This is a genomic window from Streptomyces sp. S07_1.15 (assembly GCF_020739505.1).
GTDB lineage: Bacteria > Actinomycetota > Actinomycetes > Streptomycetales > Streptomycetaceae > Streptomyces > Streptomyces xinghaiensis.
Window position 1 is genome coordinate 4,982,041 of the sequence record NZ_JAJBZK010000001.1, and the last position, 16,801, is coordinate 4,998,841.

At 71.2% G+C, this 16,801-nt stretch carries 13 protein-coding genes; 7 read left to right on the forward strand and 6 right to left on the reverse strand.

Features of this window, described 5'->3' with window-relative positions; genetic code table 11:
- Nucleotides 1–57 precede the first annotated feature (57 nt).
- The 4 genes from LIX60_RS21360 to LIX60_RS21375 all read left to right on the forward strand — a co-directional run bounded on the left by LIX60_RS21360 (nucleotide 58) and on the right by LIX60_RS21375 (nucleotide 7,235).
- On the forward strand, nucleotides 58–3,291 hold the full coding sequence (locus tag LIX60_RS21360) for a glycosyl hydrolase 115 family protein (RefSeq protein ID WP_227959922.1): 3,234 nt from the start codon (nucleotides 58–60) through the stop codon (nucleotides 3,289–3,291).
- A gap of 622 nt (nucleotides 3,292–3,913) precedes the next feature.
- Nucleotides 3,914–4,639 carry a bifunctional 2-polyprenyl-6-hydroxyphenol methylase/3-demethylubiquinol 3-O-methyltransferase UbiG gene (locus tag LIX60_RS21365; protein WP_227959923.1) on the forward strand — a complete coding sequence of 242 codons (726 nt, stop codon included), beginning with the start codon at nucleotides 3,914–3,916 and terminating at the stop codon, nucleotides 4,637–4,639.
- Between the two features lie 128 nt (nucleotides 4,640–4,767).
- Entirely contained in the window at nucleotides 4,768–5,517 is a 750-nt protein-coding gene (locus LIX60_RS21370) for a hypothetical protein (protein ID WP_227959924.1), read from the forward strand.
- Nucleotides 5,518–5,813: 296 nt separating this feature from the next.
- On the forward strand, nucleotides 5,814–7,235 hold the full coding sequence (locus LIX60_RS21375; protein WP_227959925.1) for a DUF234 domain-containing protein: 1,422 nt from the start codon (nucleotides 5,814–5,816) through the stop codon (nucleotides 7,233–7,235).
- Between the two features lie 108 nt (nucleotides 7,236–7,343).
- On the opposite strand, the gene LIX60_RS21380 is transcribed toward LIX60_RS21375, so the two are convergent.
- The 4 genes from LIX60_RS21380 to LIX60_RS21395 all read right to left on the reverse strand — a co-directional run bounded on the left by LIX60_RS21380 (nucleotide 7,344) and on the right by LIX60_RS21395 (nucleotide 11,256).
- Nucleotides 7,344–7,877: a hypothetical protein gene (locus tag LIX60_RS21380; protein WP_227959926.1), complete on the reverse strand. Its 534-nt coding sequence runs from the start codon at nucleotides 7,875–7,877 to the stop codon at nucleotides 7,344–7,346.
- Nucleotides 7,874–9,598 carry a PHP domain-containing protein gene (locus tag LIX60_RS21385; protein ID WP_227959927.1) on the reverse strand — a complete coding sequence of 575 codons (1,725 nt, stop codon included), beginning with the start codon at nucleotides 9,596–9,598 and terminating at the stop codon, nucleotides 7,874–7,876. The genes LIX60_RS21380 and LIX60_RS21385 overlap by 4 nt, the downstream gene beginning before the upstream one ends.
- 74 nt (nucleotides 9,599–9,672) lie before the next feature.
- The gene (locus tag LIX60_RS21390) at nucleotides 9,673–10,527 is read right to left on the reverse strand and encodes a helix-turn-helix transcriptional regulator (protein ID WP_227959928.1); all 855 of its coding nucleotides are present in this window, start codon (nucleotides 10,525–10,527) and stop codon (nucleotides 9,673–9,675) included.
- Nucleotides 10,528–11,049: 522 nt separating this feature from the next.
- On the reverse strand, nucleotides 11,050–11,256 hold the full coding sequence (locus LIX60_RS21395) for a hypothetical protein (RefSeq protein ID WP_227959929.1): 207 nt from the start codon (nucleotides 11,254–11,256) through the stop codon (nucleotides 11,050–11,052).
- Between the two features lie 137 nt (nucleotides 11,257–11,393).
- On the opposite strand from LIX60_RS21395, the gene LIX60_RS21400 reads away from it, so the two are divergent.
- Both LIX60_RS21400 and LIX60_RS21405 read left to right on the forward strand, forming a co-directional pair.
- On the forward strand, nucleotides 11,394–12,569 hold the full coding sequence (locus LIX60_RS21400; RefSeq protein WP_227959930.1) for a helix-turn-helix domain-containing protein: 1,176 nt from the start codon (nucleotides 11,394–11,396) through the stop codon (nucleotides 12,567–12,569).
- Between the two features lie 34 nt (nucleotides 12,570–12,603).
- Nucleotides 12,604–13,272, forward strand: coding sequence for a class I SAM-dependent methyltransferase (locus tag LIX60_RS21405; protein ID WP_227959931.1), 669 nt, complete (start codon nucleotides 12,604–12,606; stop codon nucleotides 13,270–13,272).
- A gap of 128 nt (nucleotides 13,273–13,400) precedes the next feature.
- Here the strand turns inward: LIX60_RS21405 and LIX60_RS21410 are convergent, their stop codons facing one another.
- Both LIX60_RS21410 and LIX60_RS21415 read right to left on the reverse strand, forming a co-directional pair.
- Entirely contained in the window at nucleotides 13,401–13,721 is a 321-nt protein-coding gene (locus tag LIX60_RS21410; protein WP_227962852.1) for a hypothetical protein, read from the reverse strand.
- A 141-nt stretch (nucleotides 13,722–13,862) separates the two neighbouring features.
- Entirely contained in the window at nucleotides 13,863–15,455 is a 1,593-nt protein-coding gene (locus LIX60_RS21415; protein ID WP_227959932.1) for a hypothetical protein, read from the reverse strand.
- A 140-nt stretch (nucleotides 15,456–15,595) separates the two neighbouring features.
- Here LIX60_RS21415 and LIX60_RS21420 point away from each other — a divergent pair, with 140 nt between their 5' ends.
- Nucleotides 15,596–16,786 (forward strand): transposase, encoded by a 1,191-nt coding sequence (locus LIX60_RS21420; protein WP_227959933.1) that lies wholly within the window; start codon nucleotides 15,596–15,598, stop codon nucleotides 16,784–16,786.
- Nucleotides 16,787–16,801 lie beyond the last annotated feature (15 nt).

A 16,801-nucleotide genomic window follows, 5' to 3' on the forward strand; every position in this document is an offset into this window, starting at 1 on the left:
ATCTCCGATAACTTTCGCGGCACCACCTCCTCCACCACCGTTGCGGAGATCGCGCTCATGAGATCCTTCGGAACTTCCCCGGAACCCGCACAGCCGAGCCGTCCGAGCCGGCGCACCCTGCTGGCCGCCGCCGTGGCGACCGCCGCCACCGCCGCCGCGGCCCCCGTCGTCGCCCCCGCCGCGGCGGCGGCCGAACGGGGCTCCGCCTTCGGCCGGGTGACGCCGGGGAAGACCGGCCGGGGCCGCTTCATCGCCTTCGACGCACGCCGGGACGCCTTCCCGCTCGCCGCCCGCGGCAAGGCCGCCCCGATCGCGGTCAGTCCGGACGACCACCCCGGTGTGGTCCGCGTCGTGGACGACCTCCGGGCCGACATCGAGCGCGTCACCGGCGTGAAACCCGCCGTCACCGACGGCGCCCCGTCCGCGAAGGCTGCGAAGTCTCCGCACCGCGACCTCGTCATCGTCGGCACCATCGGCCGCAGCCCGCTGATCGACGGCCTGATCGAGGCGGGCAAGCTGGACGTGCGCGGCATCGAGGGCAGGTGGGAGACCTCCCTCCAGCAAGTGGTGCGCCACCCGATGCCGGGCGTCGACCGGGCCTTCGTCATCGCGGGCAGCGACCAGCGCGGCACCATCTACGGCGCGTACGAGACCTCCCGCCAGATCGGCGTCTCCCCCTGGCACTGGTGGGACGACGTGCCGCCGCGCCGCCGGGACGCGCTGTACGTGCTGCCCGGCCGCCACAGCCAGGGCACCCCCGCCGTGAAGTACCGCGGTTTCTTCATCAACGACGAGAACCCGGCCCTCGGCACCTGGGCGCCGGAGTTCTTCGGCCCCGGCAAGGCCCCGGGCTTCCCCAACGGCTTCAACAGCGCCTTCTTCGCCAAGGTGTTCGAGGTCATGCTGCGGCTGAAGGCCAACTACCTCTGGCCCGCCGTCTGGGGCCGCGCCTTCGCCGAGGACGACCCGGAGAACCACGCCACCGCCAAGCGCTACGGCGTCGTCATGGGCACCTCCCACGAGGCGCCGATGATGCGCGGCATCGAGGAGTGGAACCGCCACGCCACCCCCGCCCGGCGCGACGAGAACGGGAACATCACCGAGCCGGGCGAGGACCCGTACGGCGGCACCGGCGAGTGGAGCTTCCGCCGCAACGGCGACGCCCTCAAGAAGTACTGGGCCGACGGCATCCGCCGCATGGTCGACCAGGACTTCGAGGGCGTCGTCACCCTCGGCATGCGCGGCAACGGCGACGTCAGCCTGCCCGACGGCGACGGCATCGACCTGATGGAGTCGATCATCGCCAGCCAGCGGGAGATCCTCACCGGCTTCTTCGGCGAGGAGAAGCTCACCGAGGTCCCGCAGGTGCAGACCCTCTACAAGGAGGTCCAGCGCTACTGGGACAAGGGCCTGCGCCCGCCCGAGGACGTCACCGTCGTCTTCTGCGACGACAACTGGGGCAACATGCGCAAGCTGCCCGACCAGTCGCTGCCCGCCCGCAAGGGCGGCTACGGCATCTACTACCACTTCGACTACGTGGGCGACGGCCGCAACTACAAGTGGGTCGACACCATCAACCTGGCGAACACCTGGGAGCAGCTCCACCTCTCCCACTCCTACGGCGTGGACCGGCTCTGGGTGGTCAACGTCGGCGACATGAAGGCCGAGGAACTGCCCCTGCAGTTCTTCCTCGACTACGCCTGGGACCCCGAGCGCTGGCCGCTCGACCGCCTGGAGGAATGGGAACGCGCGTACGCCGAGGAGAACTTCGGCCACGGGCAGGCCGAGGCCATCGCGGAAGTGCTGAACACCTACGGCCGCCTCCAGGCCCGCCGCAAGCCCGAACTCCTCAACCGCCGCATCACCCTCGACCCGGCGAAGGACCCGGCCACCGACTCCGACGCCGTCGTCTACGACGACCAGGCCAGTCCTTTCCGGCTCAACCACTACCGGGAGCTGGAGCGCGTCACCGAGGAGTGGCGGGAACTGGCCGAGGAGGCCGGGCGCATCCGCCGCAGGATCCCCCGGGCCTGGCAGGACGCCTACCACCAGCTCGTGTACTACCAGGTGAAGGCCACCGCCAACCTCTACGCGCTCCGCCTGGCCGAGTTCACCAACATCCACTACGCCGGCCAGGGCCGCGCCCTCACCAACGACCTCGCCGACACCACCGACGCCCGGTTCGCCGAGGACCAGGCCATGTCGGACTACTACAACAACCGCCTGGCGGGCGGGAAGTGGAAGGGCTTCCAGACCCAGCCCAAGATCGGCTACGGGGACAAGGAACGCTACGGCCCCGACGCCGGCTGGCAGCAGCCGCAGACCCCGAACCACGTCGCCCTGCCCGACGAGGTGTTCCCGGCGGTCCAGCGGATCGAGCTGCCGGACCGGGCCGAGATGGGCGTCGGCATCGACGGCTCCGACGCCTGGTGGCCGCACGCGGACGAACCGGCGGTCCTCCCCGCCTTCAGCCCGTACCAGACCCGCCCCGACCAGTACATCGAGGTCTTCAACCGCGGCTCACGGCCCTTCGGCTACCTCATCGAGCCGTCCGTGCCGTGGGTCCGGGTCGAGAAGGGCCGGGGCCGGGTCGAGAAGCAGGTGCGGGCGACGGTGCGCGTGGACTGGTCGCGCGCCCCCAAGGGCACCACCGAGGTCCCGATCACCGTCACCGGACCCGGCGGGACCTCCGTGGAGGTCCGCGCGATCGTCGAGAACCCCCGGCTGCCGCGCCGCGCCCGCCGGGGCTTCATCGAGGCGAGCGGCTATGTCTCCCTGGAGGCCGCGCACTTCACCCGGGCCGTCGGCGCCTACGGCGTCCGCTGGGAGGTCGTGCCCGGCATCGGCCGCACGGGCTCCGGCGTCACCCCGTTCCCCGTCACCGCGCCCAGCCGCAAGCCCGGCGGCCGGGGCCCGCACCTGCAGTACGAGCTGACGCTCGTCACGGCGGGCGAGGTGGAAGTGCTGGCGTATCTGTCGCCGCGGAACAACGTCCTGCCGACCGAGGGCCTGCGCTACGCGGTCTCGTTCGACGACGACACCCCGCAGACGGTGGACATCATCGCCGCCACCGGCTCCGACGACACCCGCATGAACCGCCAGTGGGCCCGCAACACCTCGGACAACACCAACCTCACCGTCACCCGCCACACCATCGCCAGGCCGGGCCGGCACCTCCTCAAGCTGTGGATGGTGGACCCGACCGTGGTCGTGCAGAAACTGGTGGTCGACACCGGCGGCCTGGAGCCCAGCTACCTGGGCCCGCCGGAAAGCCTCCGCGAAGGCCGCTGACCGGAAGCCTCCGCGAAGGCCGCTGACCCAACCGGAGAAGGCCGTCCGGGGCAGAGGGACCGCGCCCCGGCCGGCCGCCGGAACCGGGCGCGGGAAGGACCTGAGGGGGGTCCTTCCCCGCCCCACCGCGCTCGCCCGGCACCCGCCCGCCGGGCGAGCGCGGACCCTTTATGCGCCGCCTGCCCGCGCCGTGATCGTGCCGCCACGCCGACGGATCTCCCCCATCCGTAGCGCCAGTCGGACGCCTGTGAATCTCCCCGGCCGCAGCCTCACCAGAGGGGCGCCGCCCGGTGACCCCGCGTCCCGTGAAACTCACAGCCGGGTGTCGTTCGGTTCCACGTCTCACCCTTCTGTCGCCACCCGGCCGGGCGGTCAACCGCAAGGTATGTGGGCCCGGTGACCGCAAGGTATGTGGGCCCGGTGACATCGGCAGTTCCCGCACCGACCCGCGGAACACGACCGTGATCAGGTCAGCAAGCCCGATCTTCCACGGCCGGCGTCAGGAGATGGTGCTGCCACCGGCACCGCCGGATACTGGGGCCTCAGGGGGATCCTCAGCAGATGGCCGAGTCCAGCGAGACTCAGTAGCTCTTCCGGGCCGTCTCTGCGTACGTTCGGCCGCATGGCTGACGACTGCTTCGGGCATCCACGACTCGCCGCGATCTATGATCCGCTCGGCCCCGACCGCAGCGATCTCGATGCCTACCTGCGGATGGCGGGCGAGTTCGGGGCGCGCCAAGTTCTGGACATCGGGTGCGGCACCGGGGTGTTCGCACTTCTCCTGGCCGACCGCGGGGTCGACGTCGTCGGCATCGATCCCGCCCAGGCATCCGTCGACGTGGCCCGGGCCAAGCCGGGCAGTGAGCGAGTGCGCTGGATCTGCGGTGATGCGACAGACCTCCCGCCACTGCAGGCCGACCTCGCGACGATGACGGCAAATGTCGCCCAGGCCATCGTTGATCTGGGCACCTGGCAGAAGACGCTGCGGGGAGCCCATGAAGCGCTGCGGCCCGGCGGGCATCTCGTCTTCGAGACCCGTGATCCGGCCAAGCGCGCCTGGGAAGAGTGGACCCGGAAGAACTCCTACCGCATGACGGAGATCCCGGGTGTCGGTTCCGTCGAGAGCTGGGTCCAACTGATCGAGGTCAGCCTGCCCCTGGTGACTTTCCGCGGGACCTACGTCTTCGCAGCGGACGGACAGGTGCTGACGTCGGACTCGACCCTGCGCTTCCGGGAGCGCGAAGAGGTCGCAACAGACCTGCTCACGGAGGGCTACGTGGTGGAAGACGTTCGTGATGCGCTCGACCGGCCGGGCAAAGAGTTCGTCTTCCTCGCACGACGCGCCTGACCCCTGGTGACCCACGCCACTCAAGCCTCTATCGCACATGCTCAAAAGCCAAAGGCTTGTCCCGAAAAGATCAGGTGCAGCCCCGGTTGCGCTCCGGGCCATCATGTCGGCGGCAGCCTCTTGCTGCGATGACAGAGGTCAGCGGCATGATGAGCGTCGTGACGAACAGCGCAGGCATGCACCCGGACCAGATCCCCGGCTACGACGGCGGCCCTCTGGCCCATCTCCCCGAGCTTCTCGACGAGCCCCTGTTCTGGCTTGGGCACCTCCACTCCTGCGTGCAGAGTGAGGAGGCCGAGGAGCTCCTGTTCGGTGCCGATTACGACGCTGCGGAGGCCTTCCACCGTCGGCTGACCGGACGCGCGGACTGGCCCGCCTTCTCCATCCCGGTGACTGCCGGCCGCCTGTACATCGTCTGCCGCAACCTTGAGGGAGACGCGGGCACCGACTACCTCCTGCACCATCCCGATTGGGACCGTGCGGAACTGCTCGCCAGGGACGACGGCCACTTCATGGGCCCCGGCCTGGCCTGGCCCGAGCTGGCAGCAGCTGCGGACAACGGCTTGGCCGGCGGTTCCACGACCGACCCGGACAGTCGCCTGCTGCTCCTGCTGCCCGCATTCGGAGACACAGCCGTACCCACCGAAGCCGCCGAACGCTTGGTGGCAGCGCTAAGCGCCCGAACCGCCGTCGAAGACCCCGAACAACTTGCGGCGGCTCTGCTGGAAGATCAAGGCCCTTGTGGCCCTGCGCACTGGACCACACAAGGGGACGGCCGGCGGATCAACGACGGCCGCTACTCGTTCCGCAATCCCACCAATGGCTTCGCCCTGTCGGTGGACCGCCTCGCCCGAGTGACAACAGCAATGGCTCCCTGATCCAGGCCGTCCTTGCGACGATCGAGCCGTGGTGGCGTGATCACCACTTCGCAGCCGTTCAAGCTCCGGCAGAGATCCGGCCGGACGTCACGATCGCGGGCAAGTCGAAGAGCCACCGGTACTCCACGAACCGCCAGGAGAGGGGGACAGCCCCGGGACAAGCGCGCCCGTTTACCCCGGGCATGCGGCCGAGCCCTCACCCCAGCCGGAATCCCGCGCTGGACCGGGCGGGATACTCGCATCGATGGAAGTATCATGGATGCGAGTATCCCGCGGCGGGAAGGAGCCAGTCGGCAGTGGACGGATTCATCGGACGGCGCAGCGAGCTGGCCCACCTCGACGGCCTCATGGACAAGGTGCGGTCCGGGAGCCGCACAGGGCGCCCCGGCCGGGCGCTCCTCGTGCGCGGCCGCCGCCGCGTCGGCAAGTCCCGGCTGGTGGAGGAATTCATCGAGCGCTCCCGGCTGCCCCACCTCTTCTTCACGGCCATCGGAGGCTCGAAAGAAGAGGACCTGGCCGGCTTCGGAGCCGAACTCGCGGCGTCCAGCCTTCCGGACGCCACGCGCTTCAGCAGCTTTGGCACCCCTCAGTCCTGGGACGCCGCCTTGAGCATGCTGGCGACCGCACTGCCCTCGGACTCACCCAGCGTCGTCGTCCTCGACGAGATGCCGTACCTGGTCGGCGAGGACCCCAGCTTCGAAGGCGCCCTCCAGAAGGCCTTCGACCGGACCCTCTCCAGGCTCCCCGTCCTGCTGATCCTCGTGGGGTCCGACCTCGCGATGATGGAGAAGCTCAACACCTACGGCCGCCCCTTCTACCAGCGCGGCACGGAGATGGTCGTCCCGCCGCTCAGCCCCGCCGACGTCGCAGCCATGCTCGACCTTCCGGCGGCCGACGCCTTCGACGCCTACCTGATCAGCGGCGGACTGCCGCTCATCCTGGAGGAGTGGCCGCGTGGCGCGGACTTGTGGGAGTACCTGGACACCGCCCTCCGCCACCCCACCTCGGCCCTCCTGGTCAGCGGCGAACGCACCCTGGCCGCGGAGTTCCCCACCGAGGCCCAGGCCCGCACCGTGCTCGGCGCCATCGGCCACGGAGAACGCACGTTCACTCTCATCGGCCGCGCCGCCGGTGACCTCCACCCCAGCTCCCTGACCCGCTCCCTCCAGCTCCTCACGGGCCGCCGCATGGTGGCCGCCGACCTCCCCCTGTCCACCCGTCCCAGCCGCGAGACCCGCTACCGCATCGAGGACCCCTACCTCCGCTTCTGGCTCTCCTTCATCGGCCCCGGGATCGCCACCGTGGAACGCGGCCGCGGTGACCGCGTCCTCGACACCATCCGCGCCCACTGGACGACGTGGCGCGGACGCGCCGTCGAACCCGTGGTCCGCGAAGCCCTCTGGCGCCTCATCGACGAGCACTTCCCCGCGGGCACCCAGACCATCGGCGGCTACTGGACCCGCACCAACGACCCCGAGATCGACATCATCGGCGCGGACCGCTCGCCGATCGCCAAGAGGATCACGGCGGTCGGCTCCATCAAGTGGCTCGAGAACAAGCCCTTCGACCAGCGCGACCTCGCCCGCCTGCACACCCACCGCTCGCAGCTCCCCGGCGCGGACGCCACCACCCCGCTCCTCGCCGTGACCCGCAGCGGCTCCACCGCCTCCGGTGTCACCGCCCTCTCCCCGGACGACCTCATCGAGGCCTGGCGCTGATCCACTCTGTTCGTCCGGTCCGTGCAACGACCGTGCGCACCGCACGCCGCCCCGGCCATTCCGCCAACCTGCCCGGCTCCAGGGGGCCTTCCTCCGGCCGGGCCCCGGTCAGTGGTCCGCGCAGCACGGCGTCGGGTCGGGGTCCTCGAACGGCACCAGGGTGCCGCCCGCGGCGGGCATGGCGGCCAGGACGAGCCGGCCGTTCTGCCACTGCGGGCGGACGTGTTCCCGGGTCACCAGCCGCGTGGACGGGAGCGGTTCGTCCGGTGTGCCCACGACTCTCACCTGCTCGATCGCGGAGCGCGTGAGCACTTCCGCGAGTGTCAGCGTGCCGGTGAGGGCGCCCGCGCCCGGGTAGAGGACGGCGCGGCCGGCCTCGTCCGGGGCGCCGTCGCGGACCTCGTACCCCTGGGCGGCGAGCCGGTCCCGGGCGGTGCGCAGGACCGGCTCCCCTCCGGCGGCGCCGGCCGCGAGAGACAGGGCGACGCGCGGGCGCCCGTCGCGCACCAGGTGCGTGCAGCCGAAGACGCCCTCGGGGAGGGAGAGTCCGGCGGCCAGCGCCTGGAGGAGGTGATCGGCCTCGCGCAGCGTCGCCGCGCCGGTGTCGATGCCGATGGTGTACGGCGCGGAGGGCGGCGTCACGACGGCAGGATCCACACCGGGTTGGAGTAGAACCACAGGTCGCGCCACGGGTCGGCGTCGCCGACGACGTCGATGGCGGGGCCGGCCGGGTCGGTTGTCGCGCCCATCGCGCCGACGGCGGACCGGTTGCCGTCGGTGCCGCGCGTGCGGAGGTAGACGGGGCGGTCGACGCGGCCGAGGTCGTAGGTGAGGCGGACGGTGCCGGTGTCCTTGTTCACCTCGTAGGACTTGACCACCCGGGCCGTCGGCGCGGTGAAGGTGTCCTTGTCGGCGACCGGGCCGGTCACCTCACCCCGGATGACGTCCACGCGGGCCAGCTTCGGGGTGAACCCGGCCCAGTTGGGGCCGCCGGCCAGGGCCACGTCCACCGACAGGGTGACCCGCGTGCCCTTGCGGACGTGCAGGGCGCCGCCGAGCGTGGCCCAGCGGCCGCCGCCGGAGACGCGGACGTCGAGGCCGCTGATGAGCCCGCCGTGGTCGACCCAGATGCGGCCGGCGCGGATGCCGTCCATGACGGCGGCGTAGGTGAAGCCGTCGGAACCGACGTGGGTGCGGCTGTACTGGCCGGGCCAGAAGTCGCCCTGCGTGACGTCGATCCGCCCGGCGTAGACGGGATCGTCGTAGCGGCCGTTGGCGCCGAAGTCGCCGCCTCCGCGGGCTGCGGTGTCGGCGTACACCTGGTGGGAGTCGGAGTTGGCGGTGATCCACCACGGGCGGCCCTCGGCGAGGAGGCTGTCCCACAGGCCACCGACGGTGGCGGTCATCCAGTCGAAGCCGCCCCAGGTGCGGTAGCTCTCCAGCGGGTAGCCGGGGAAGGAGTTGGCGCCCGGGCTGCCGTCGTAGATGCCGCGGGCGCGGCCCATGCCGAGCGGCTTCGGCAGGCCGGCCGCCTGGTGGCCGGGGGCGCCCTCGAAGCCGACGGCGATCCGGTGGCGGCCGGGGGTGGCGTCGCGCCAGGCACGGATCTCGTGCGGGGAGTCGATGCCCTTGCGCGCCGGGTGGTTGGCGAGCATCAGGGCGTCTTTGACCTTCCGCCGCTTCACCTGGTCGGCGAGGAAGGACAGGCCCGCGACGGCGAGGGCCTCGTTGGCGGGCGTGGGGGCGCCGGCGCCCTTGACGCTGCCGTCGTAGTCGGTCTCGAACTGCTTGAGGACCGACACCTCGTTGCGGCCGGGGTGGACGAAGACCGTGCCGTGCTCGGCGGCCGGGATGTTCCACTCCAGGCCCTGGAAGACGAGGGTGTCCTCGTGGGCGGCGCGGGCCTCGCGGATGTCCGGGTTGACCTTCTCCACGCCGATCTTGGCGTGGGCCACGCTGCCGTGGTCGGTGATGACCATCCAGTCCATGCCGTGCCGGGCGCCCTGGCGGACCTGGTCGACGACCCGGTACTTGCCGTCGCTGCTGTACTGGGTGTGGATGTGGTGGTCGCCGGCGAGCCAGAGGAAGCCCTTCCCGCGGCGGCCCCTGCCCGCGGCCCCCGCGGGGGCCGCGGTCGCGGTGGCGGCCGGGGCGAGGACGGTGCCCGCGGCGAGTCCGGCGCCGAGCAGGCCCGCGCGGCGCAGCAGGCCGCGGCGCGACTGCTGTTCAGGGCTCAGGGCCTCGTCGGGGACGCTCGTGTCGAAGGCGGCGGGCAGGGCCTGCGAGGCCTCGTGGTCGTGGTCGTGCGTGTGTGCGTGTCCGTGGTGGTGATGGCCGTGCGCGTGACCGTGTCCGTGCCCCATGAAGATCCTCCTGGATACCGCCGCCCGTGCGCGGCTCCGAGGAGGATCGAGCCAGAAGATGAACGTTTAACGACTCAGGGGTGAGCCCCGCCCGCCGCCCTGCCTGCCCCGGCGTGAAACCTCTGAGCGGAGGACGTCCGCGGGTTCTCCAGGAGCGCCAGGGAGTCCGCCGGGCTGAGGGCCTGGCCGCGCAGGGTGCCGTAGCGCCGCTGCAGCGCGCGGACCTCGGCGGGGCGCGTCACCGTACGGTGACCCGTCCGCGCCACCACGGGCCGGTCCGTGGCGGGCTCCAGTAGAACGAGCGGTCCGTCGGGAGCCGCGTGCTCCGCCGCGTCCAGCGGCATCACCTGGATCTGCACCCGCGGCAGCCGCGCCACCTCCGCCAGGTACGCGATCTGCCCGCGCAGCGCCTCGGGGCCTCCGTACGCGCGGTGCAGGACGGCCTCCTCCAGCACGCAGGTGACCAGCAGGTCCGAATCCCGGTGGAGCACCTCGCGGTGGGCTGCGGACGCGCTGACCTCGGCGTCGAGTTCCGTTGCGCTCGCCGTCGGCCGGAGGGCGCGCAGCACCGCCCGGGCGTAGTCGTCCGTGCGCAGGAGTTCGGGCACGACCGAGGGCGCGTAGGCGTGCCAGGCAGCGATCACCGACGGCGCGGGACAGCTGGCCGAGCCCGCAGCCCGGACGTGCTCGACCAACTCGGCGGCGGCCGTCAGCACACCCCCGGCTTCCAGCGCCTTGTCGGCCCCGTCGAGGAACACGGGGCTCGGCGGCCGGCGCCCCTGCTCGGCCGCCGCGACGGCGTGGCTGCTGTAGCCGATCGTCTCGCCCAGCTCGGCCTGCGTCAGCTGCGCCCGGCCGCGGAGCACCCCGATCTGCCGCCCGACGCAGCGCAGCACTTCCCACCCGTCCACCTGCCCGTACGCCGTCACTGGGTGGCCTCCGGGGAGACGCGGGCGAGTGCGGGGTCGGCCTGAGGGCGGTGAGCCGTGCACCGGGCACAGCCGGGTGGTCCCGATGCCCTGCCCTGGCCGTCAGCGGGGCGGACCGTAGTGCGCGGTGGGGGGATGAGACATCGCCGGGGCCGCCCCGCGGCGTGTGCGTCTGGCGCGGCGTTCACCGTGGGCGTGGCCGGTACCCGGCTCGTGCTCCTGCTCATGGTGCTGTCCTTTCACTGCGTTCCTGTTGCCCGTCCGGCCGGGAGTGGCTGGAGCCCTGCCTCCGCGCAGCGTCTTGCGGCCGCGCAGAGGCTCCCGGCACGTGGCGGCTCGGTGAGAGCGGATGTTCGGGTGGCGCGCTGCCCTCTCTTGTCCTGCACTTGGGGCAGGTGCACGGGGGAAACGCGCAGGGGTTCTCGGCGGGGCCCGGGGCCGGCAGTTCGGTGTAGACCCGCCTGTTCCTGGAAGCCGGTCCGGACAGGCGGCGTTCGGCGGGATCCCTGGCTGTCGCCATGGTCACGCCCGTTCGGCGATCCACTCGGCGATGCGGCTGATCAGGCCCGCCGGCGCCCTGCCGAGGTCCACCATTGCCGCACCGCGAACTGGCTCGTCCGCGTTGATGGCGGGGAGGGTGAAACCGGCGTGTCCGAGCGCCTCGCGCAGCTTGTCAGCCGCCTCGGCTCCGGCGTTCGAGCAGCCCGGGTCTCTGATCACATCCGGCACGGGGACCTCCGTCGGTTCGCTTTCGGTAATCAGTCAACTTCGGGAGATCAAGATCGGTTCACACTGAACTTGCACAACTACCCTTGGCCAACGCTTAGTTGATAGGGTCCTCGGCTCGAACGTGGAACACTGAGTGCATGGAGAGCACACCCGCCCCGGGCGAGAACATCGCCGTGCTGCGGAAGGCGCGGGGTCTCGGGCAACGCAAGCTGGCCGCTACTGCGGGCATCACCGTGTCCTACCTCAGCAAGATCGAGACAGGGCTCCGGCCTGCCACCCCCGCAGTGGTCGCCACGATCGCCAAGGCGCTGCGCGTCCCCACTGCCCGCATTTACGGGCAGCCCTTTCTCGGCCCGTCCGAGCAGGCGGATCTCCTGAACGACCTGCGCAGCGCGGTGCGTCGGCACACCCTGCCCAGGGAAGACGTGCCCGAGCCCGGCGTCCTGGCGGCGAGCCTGTCGAGGGCGGCCGAACTCCGAGCGGAGACGAAGTACCTGGAGTTGCTGAGGGTTCTGCCCGAACTCCTCGGCCGGGCAACCGCCACCGCGCTCGCCTCGGGCGGGGATGCCACTGCCTGGGGCAACCTCGCCGATGTCTACAGTTGCGCGTACTCGGTGGCACACCGGCTCGCACAGCCGGACCTCGCCGACATGATCGTCTCCCGGCAGTCCTGGGCCGCACAGCAGACGTGGAACCCGGAAGCCGAGTCGGGCGCGGCGTGGAACGAAGCCGGCTGCTACCAGAGCGCGGGCCAGTACGACGACGGTCTGGCGATCGTGGAGCGTGCCATCGCCCGCTACGAGGCGGTCAGGGGGCAGGGCGTCGACCACATCGTCCACTTGGGTTCGCTCCACTTGCGGGGCGTTGTTCTCGCCTCCCGGTACAAGGACAAGAACGCCACGTCCGAACATCTGCGAAGGGCGAAGGACCTGGCGGAGCAACTCCCTCAGGACGTCGTGCGGCACACGCTGACCTTCGGCGCGGGCAACACAGCGCTCTACGAGATGGCCGCCCGGATCGAACTCGACCAGCCGGACCAGGCCGTGCGGATGGCGGAGTCGCTGCTGGACAACCCGCCTGCGGGGCTGAAGCCGAACCGCGTCGGCCGGCTGTGCATCGACACGGCCAGGGCACACCTGGCTCTGCGCAACTGGGGGCGAGCAGAGGAAGCGCTGAGGAAGTCGTTCCAGATCGCGCCGCAGATGACGGAGATCCACCCGATGAGCCGCGAGGTGCTCCGAGTTCTGTTCGTCATGCATCAGCGGTCCAAGCCGGAACTGATGACGATGGCCAAGCGGTGCGGACTGACCTGAAGCGCGCGATACCCCGCAGCGCTAGATTCACCTGGTGACCGAGCCCTCATACCTCGCTGCGGTACGGGAGTCGTACGACACCGTCGCCGCCGCTTACGCCGCGTCCGTCAAAGCTCCCTCGGAGCTGGACCCCTTGTCGCGCGCGATGCTGACAGCCTTCGCCGAACTGGTGCAGGCGTCCGGCCGGGGACCGGTCGCGGATCTCGGGTGCGGTCCCGGCAAGGTGACGGCGCACCTGGCGCAACTCGGGGTCCCGGCGTTCGGTATCGACGTCTCGCCGAAGATGGTCGAACTGGCCCGGAGCGCGTATCCACACCTGCGGTTCGCCGTGGGCTCCATGACCGCGCTGGAACTCGCAGACGGTGAACTCGGCGGCATTCTGGCCTACTACTCCACCCACCACACCCCTCCGGAGCTGTTGCCGGTGGTGTTCGGCGAGTTCCACCGCACCCTGGCGCCCGATGGACATCTCATGCTCGTCGGCCACGCGGGAACCGGTGAGCACGTGAGCCCGACACACGCCTATGGCGACCACGCCGTGTCCTACGCGTCCCACTTTCTGCCCCCGGAACGGATCGCCGGACTCCTGGAGGAAGCCGGGCTCCTCGTCACCGCACGTCTGGTGCAGGAACGCGAACCAGGGGCGAAGCGGTGGATTGCCGGCTTCATGGTCCGCAAGCCGATGGACGAAACGGCAGCGTGACGTCTTCCGGCGGCCGAGGACCTCGACCACAGGGGCCTCGCCCACCTGGCCGGTGAAGCCGCTGCAATGCGTGCGTCGCCGGTCCCGTCCGGAACAGCGGGACCGGCGACGCGGGACGATGCCGCGCTCTACGCGGTACCCGGCCCGTCGAGGAGTCCGAGCAGGACGGCGGCCTCCGCGCGGAGCCGGGCGGCACGGTCGGCGTGCGCGGGTGCCGTCAACTGTGCTGCGGCGTCGAGCCGTTCTGCTGCCTCGGCGCGCACGACGTCGATCACATCGCGCTCGCTCAGCTCCTGCCGCGCCGCTTCGGTGGTACCGGCTCCGGCCGGTGACTCCTCCAGGGCCATGCCGCGGAGTCCGGCTTCGCCCACGGGCACCGCCTCGGCGTTGTCCAGCGCGGCCAGTGTCGCGCGCAGGGCGCTCACCGCCGCCTTGTCGCGGGCGCGCATCGCTTCCGGCAGGGCTTGACGCATACGGAGACGCAGAGACATACCGGTGACCCTAGGGACGGACCCCCGGCCCCACAACGCGTTATGCGCGCGGCCCCCGGCCAGACGCCTGCCGGGAGGCCGGGGGCCGCGCGCCCCCGGTCAGGCCGAGGACAGCTGTTCCGCTATCTCCTTGATCCAAGCGGCCGTCTTCGCCGGGTCATTGAGGGAGTCCGCCCACGCGTCGGGGGCCAGCCGGTGGTTGGCGGGGCCGGCCTTGAGGGCGATGAGGAGGGCTCTGGCCGAGTCCCGCATCTCGGCCGCTGTGGCGCCGCTCCCGCGGATGTCGGGACCCGCCGCCAGTCCGTAGATCTTGCGCGCCATGGCCTGGCGTTCGCCGTTCTCCACCTTCTTCCAGAACTTCAGGGCCTCCTTCAGCGCGTCCTCGCGGGAGGCGGGCTCCGCCGGGGTCTCCTCCTCCGCCGCCCAGCGTTCGGGGTGGCGGGCCCCGTCGTAGCGCTTCATGCCCGCGCGGCCCGCCCGGTAGGCGGTGACGCCGAGGATGAGGCCGGCCGCACCCGCGGCGAGGCCCCAGCCGACCGGGTTGCTGGCCAGCCCGGCTCCTCCCGCTGTGGCGGCGACCGCCGTCACGATGCCGCCCGCGGCCTTGGTGGACTCGCCCACGGCGGTGGCCGCCTGCTTGCCCATCTTGTGGCGCTGCTTGCCGAGCGCGTATGTGTGCACCGTGTTCAGCGTGTTCACGTCCTCGGCGCGCCGGAGGTCCCCGGCGGCGTCGCGGGCGTCGCCCATCGCCGCCCACGCCGCGTCGATGGCCTCGGAGACGCGCTCCAGCCGGTCCTCGCCCCCGTGGTCCCACTGCACGTCCAGTGCGACGTAGGCTTCGGCCGCGGCCCATTCGGCCTGCTCCCGCGCCCGGCTGAGCCGGGCCAGTGCCCCCTCCTCGGTGCGGCCGGGCTTGTCCAGCCCTTTCAGGGCACGGTACTTGCGGGCCGTCATCCCGACGCGGCTCGCGGCGCGGGCGCCCTTCACCGCGCCGACGGCACCGGAGGTGATACCGCTCGCCTCGGCCGTGGCCATGGCGTTCGCCGCCTTCTGGGCCTTGGTCAGTTCCTTGGCGATGGCGAGCGCGTAGCTTCCCGAGCCGGCGGCACCGACGACCGCGTCGGTCGTCTTCGAAGTGGATTTCTTGTCCGCTTCGTGGAACGCGGAGCCCTTCTCGTGCTTCTTGGCGCTCTTCCTGGCTTTGGCCGCCTCCATGCCGCTGAGCACGGCGCCGGCGGACTCCGTGGCCAGGTTCTCCGACGCGGCGGCGGTCCCCGAGGAGGCGGCGGAGTGTTTGAGCCCGTCGTTGACCGTGGCGGAGGCCTGCTGGGAGAAGCCCGCGTTGGCGGGGACGTGGACGCCCTTGACGAAGGTGTCGATGAATTCGAGATTCTTCTTGAGCCGGTCGAGGACCGCGGCGATCCGGTCGCGGTAACTCTTTGGTGCGGCGGACGCGTTGCCGTTCTCCGGCGCCTTCCCTTTCGCCGTGCTCGCCGTATGCGCCGCGCCCCTGGCGCGCTGCACCGCCGCGGTCGCGGCGCGGTTGCCGGCGCCGGCCTGGATCTCGCGGAGGGCGCGCTCCGCCGGGTTTCCCGACGGAGGCACTGTCCGGCTGCGGTCCCCGCGCTGCCGGTTCGGTGCCGGGGCGGCCATGGGCTGCCGAGGTGAGGTGCGGTGGACCGGGGTGCTCATTGGTGGCTCCTTGCGTGGATACCCCCGGCTTCAGCCGGGGGAGGAAACGCATCCCGTGCCCGGAGCCGCGCAGCGGTGGAGCGCGTTCCACTGACCCACCAACGCATGTCGCTGACACGGTAGCTGGTAGAATGTGAGGCATGCCGCAGCAGGTCAAGCGGGCCTTCAAATACCGCTTCTACCCCACGGACGAGCAGGCAGCGGAGCTGTCCCGCACGTTCGGCTGTGTCCGTCTCGTGTACAACAGGGCGCTGGAGGAGCGCACTCGGGCTTGGTACGGGGAGCAGCGCCGCGTCTCCTACGTCCAGTCCTCGGCCGCGCTGACGGAGTGGAAGCGCACCGAGGAACTCGCCTTCCTCGCTGAGGTGTCCAGCGTCCCGCTCCAGCAGGCACTGCGCCATCTTCAGACGGCGTTCGGGAACTTCTTCGCCAAGCGCGCCAAGTACCCGCGCTTCAAGAGCCGGAAGAAGTCCCGGCAGTCGGCGGAGTACACCCGCTCCGGGTTCACGTGGCGTGACGGCCGTCTGACGCTGGCGAAGATGGCCGCGCCGCTGGACATCCGTTGGTCGCGTCCGCTGCCGGAAGGCGCCGCACCGACCACGGTGACGGTGTCCCGCGACGCGGCCGGGCGCTGGTTCGTGTCGCTGCTGTGCGACGACGTGATCACCCCGGCCCCGGCCACCACGGCGGCGGTCGGTATCGACGCCGGACTCACCTCGCTCGTGACGCTCTCGACCGGGGAGAAGATCGCCAACCCGAAGCATGAGCGGAAGGACCGCGCCAAACTGGCTCGCGCTCAGCGAGAGCTGTCCCGCAAGGCCAAGGGCTCGAACAACCGGGAGAAGGCCCGCCGCAAGGTCGCCCGCATCCACGCGCGGATCACCGACCGGCGCCGCGACTTCCTCCACAAACTCACTACTCGGCTCGTCCGTGAGAACCAAACGGTCGTGATCGAGGACCTCACCGTCCGCAACCTGGCCAAGAACCACAGCCTGGCGCGCGCCATCTCGGACGCGTCGTGGACCGAGTTGCGGTCGATGCTGGAGTACAAGTGCGCCTGGTACGGGCGCGAACTTGTCGTAGTCGACCGCTGGTTCCCGTCGAGCAAGCTGTGCGGGGCCTGCGGTACCGTCGCGGCGAGCATGCCGCTGAACGTCCGCCAGTGGACGTGCGACTGCGGCACCCTCCATGACCGCGACATCAACGCGGCACGCAACCTCAAGGCGGCCGGGCTGGCCGTCTCGGCCTGTGGAGGCGGTGTAAGACCTCAACGAGAGTCCTCTCGGACGGGGCAACTGCCTTCGAAGCAGGAAGCCCTCACTGCGAAGTGAGGAATCCCCCGCCTT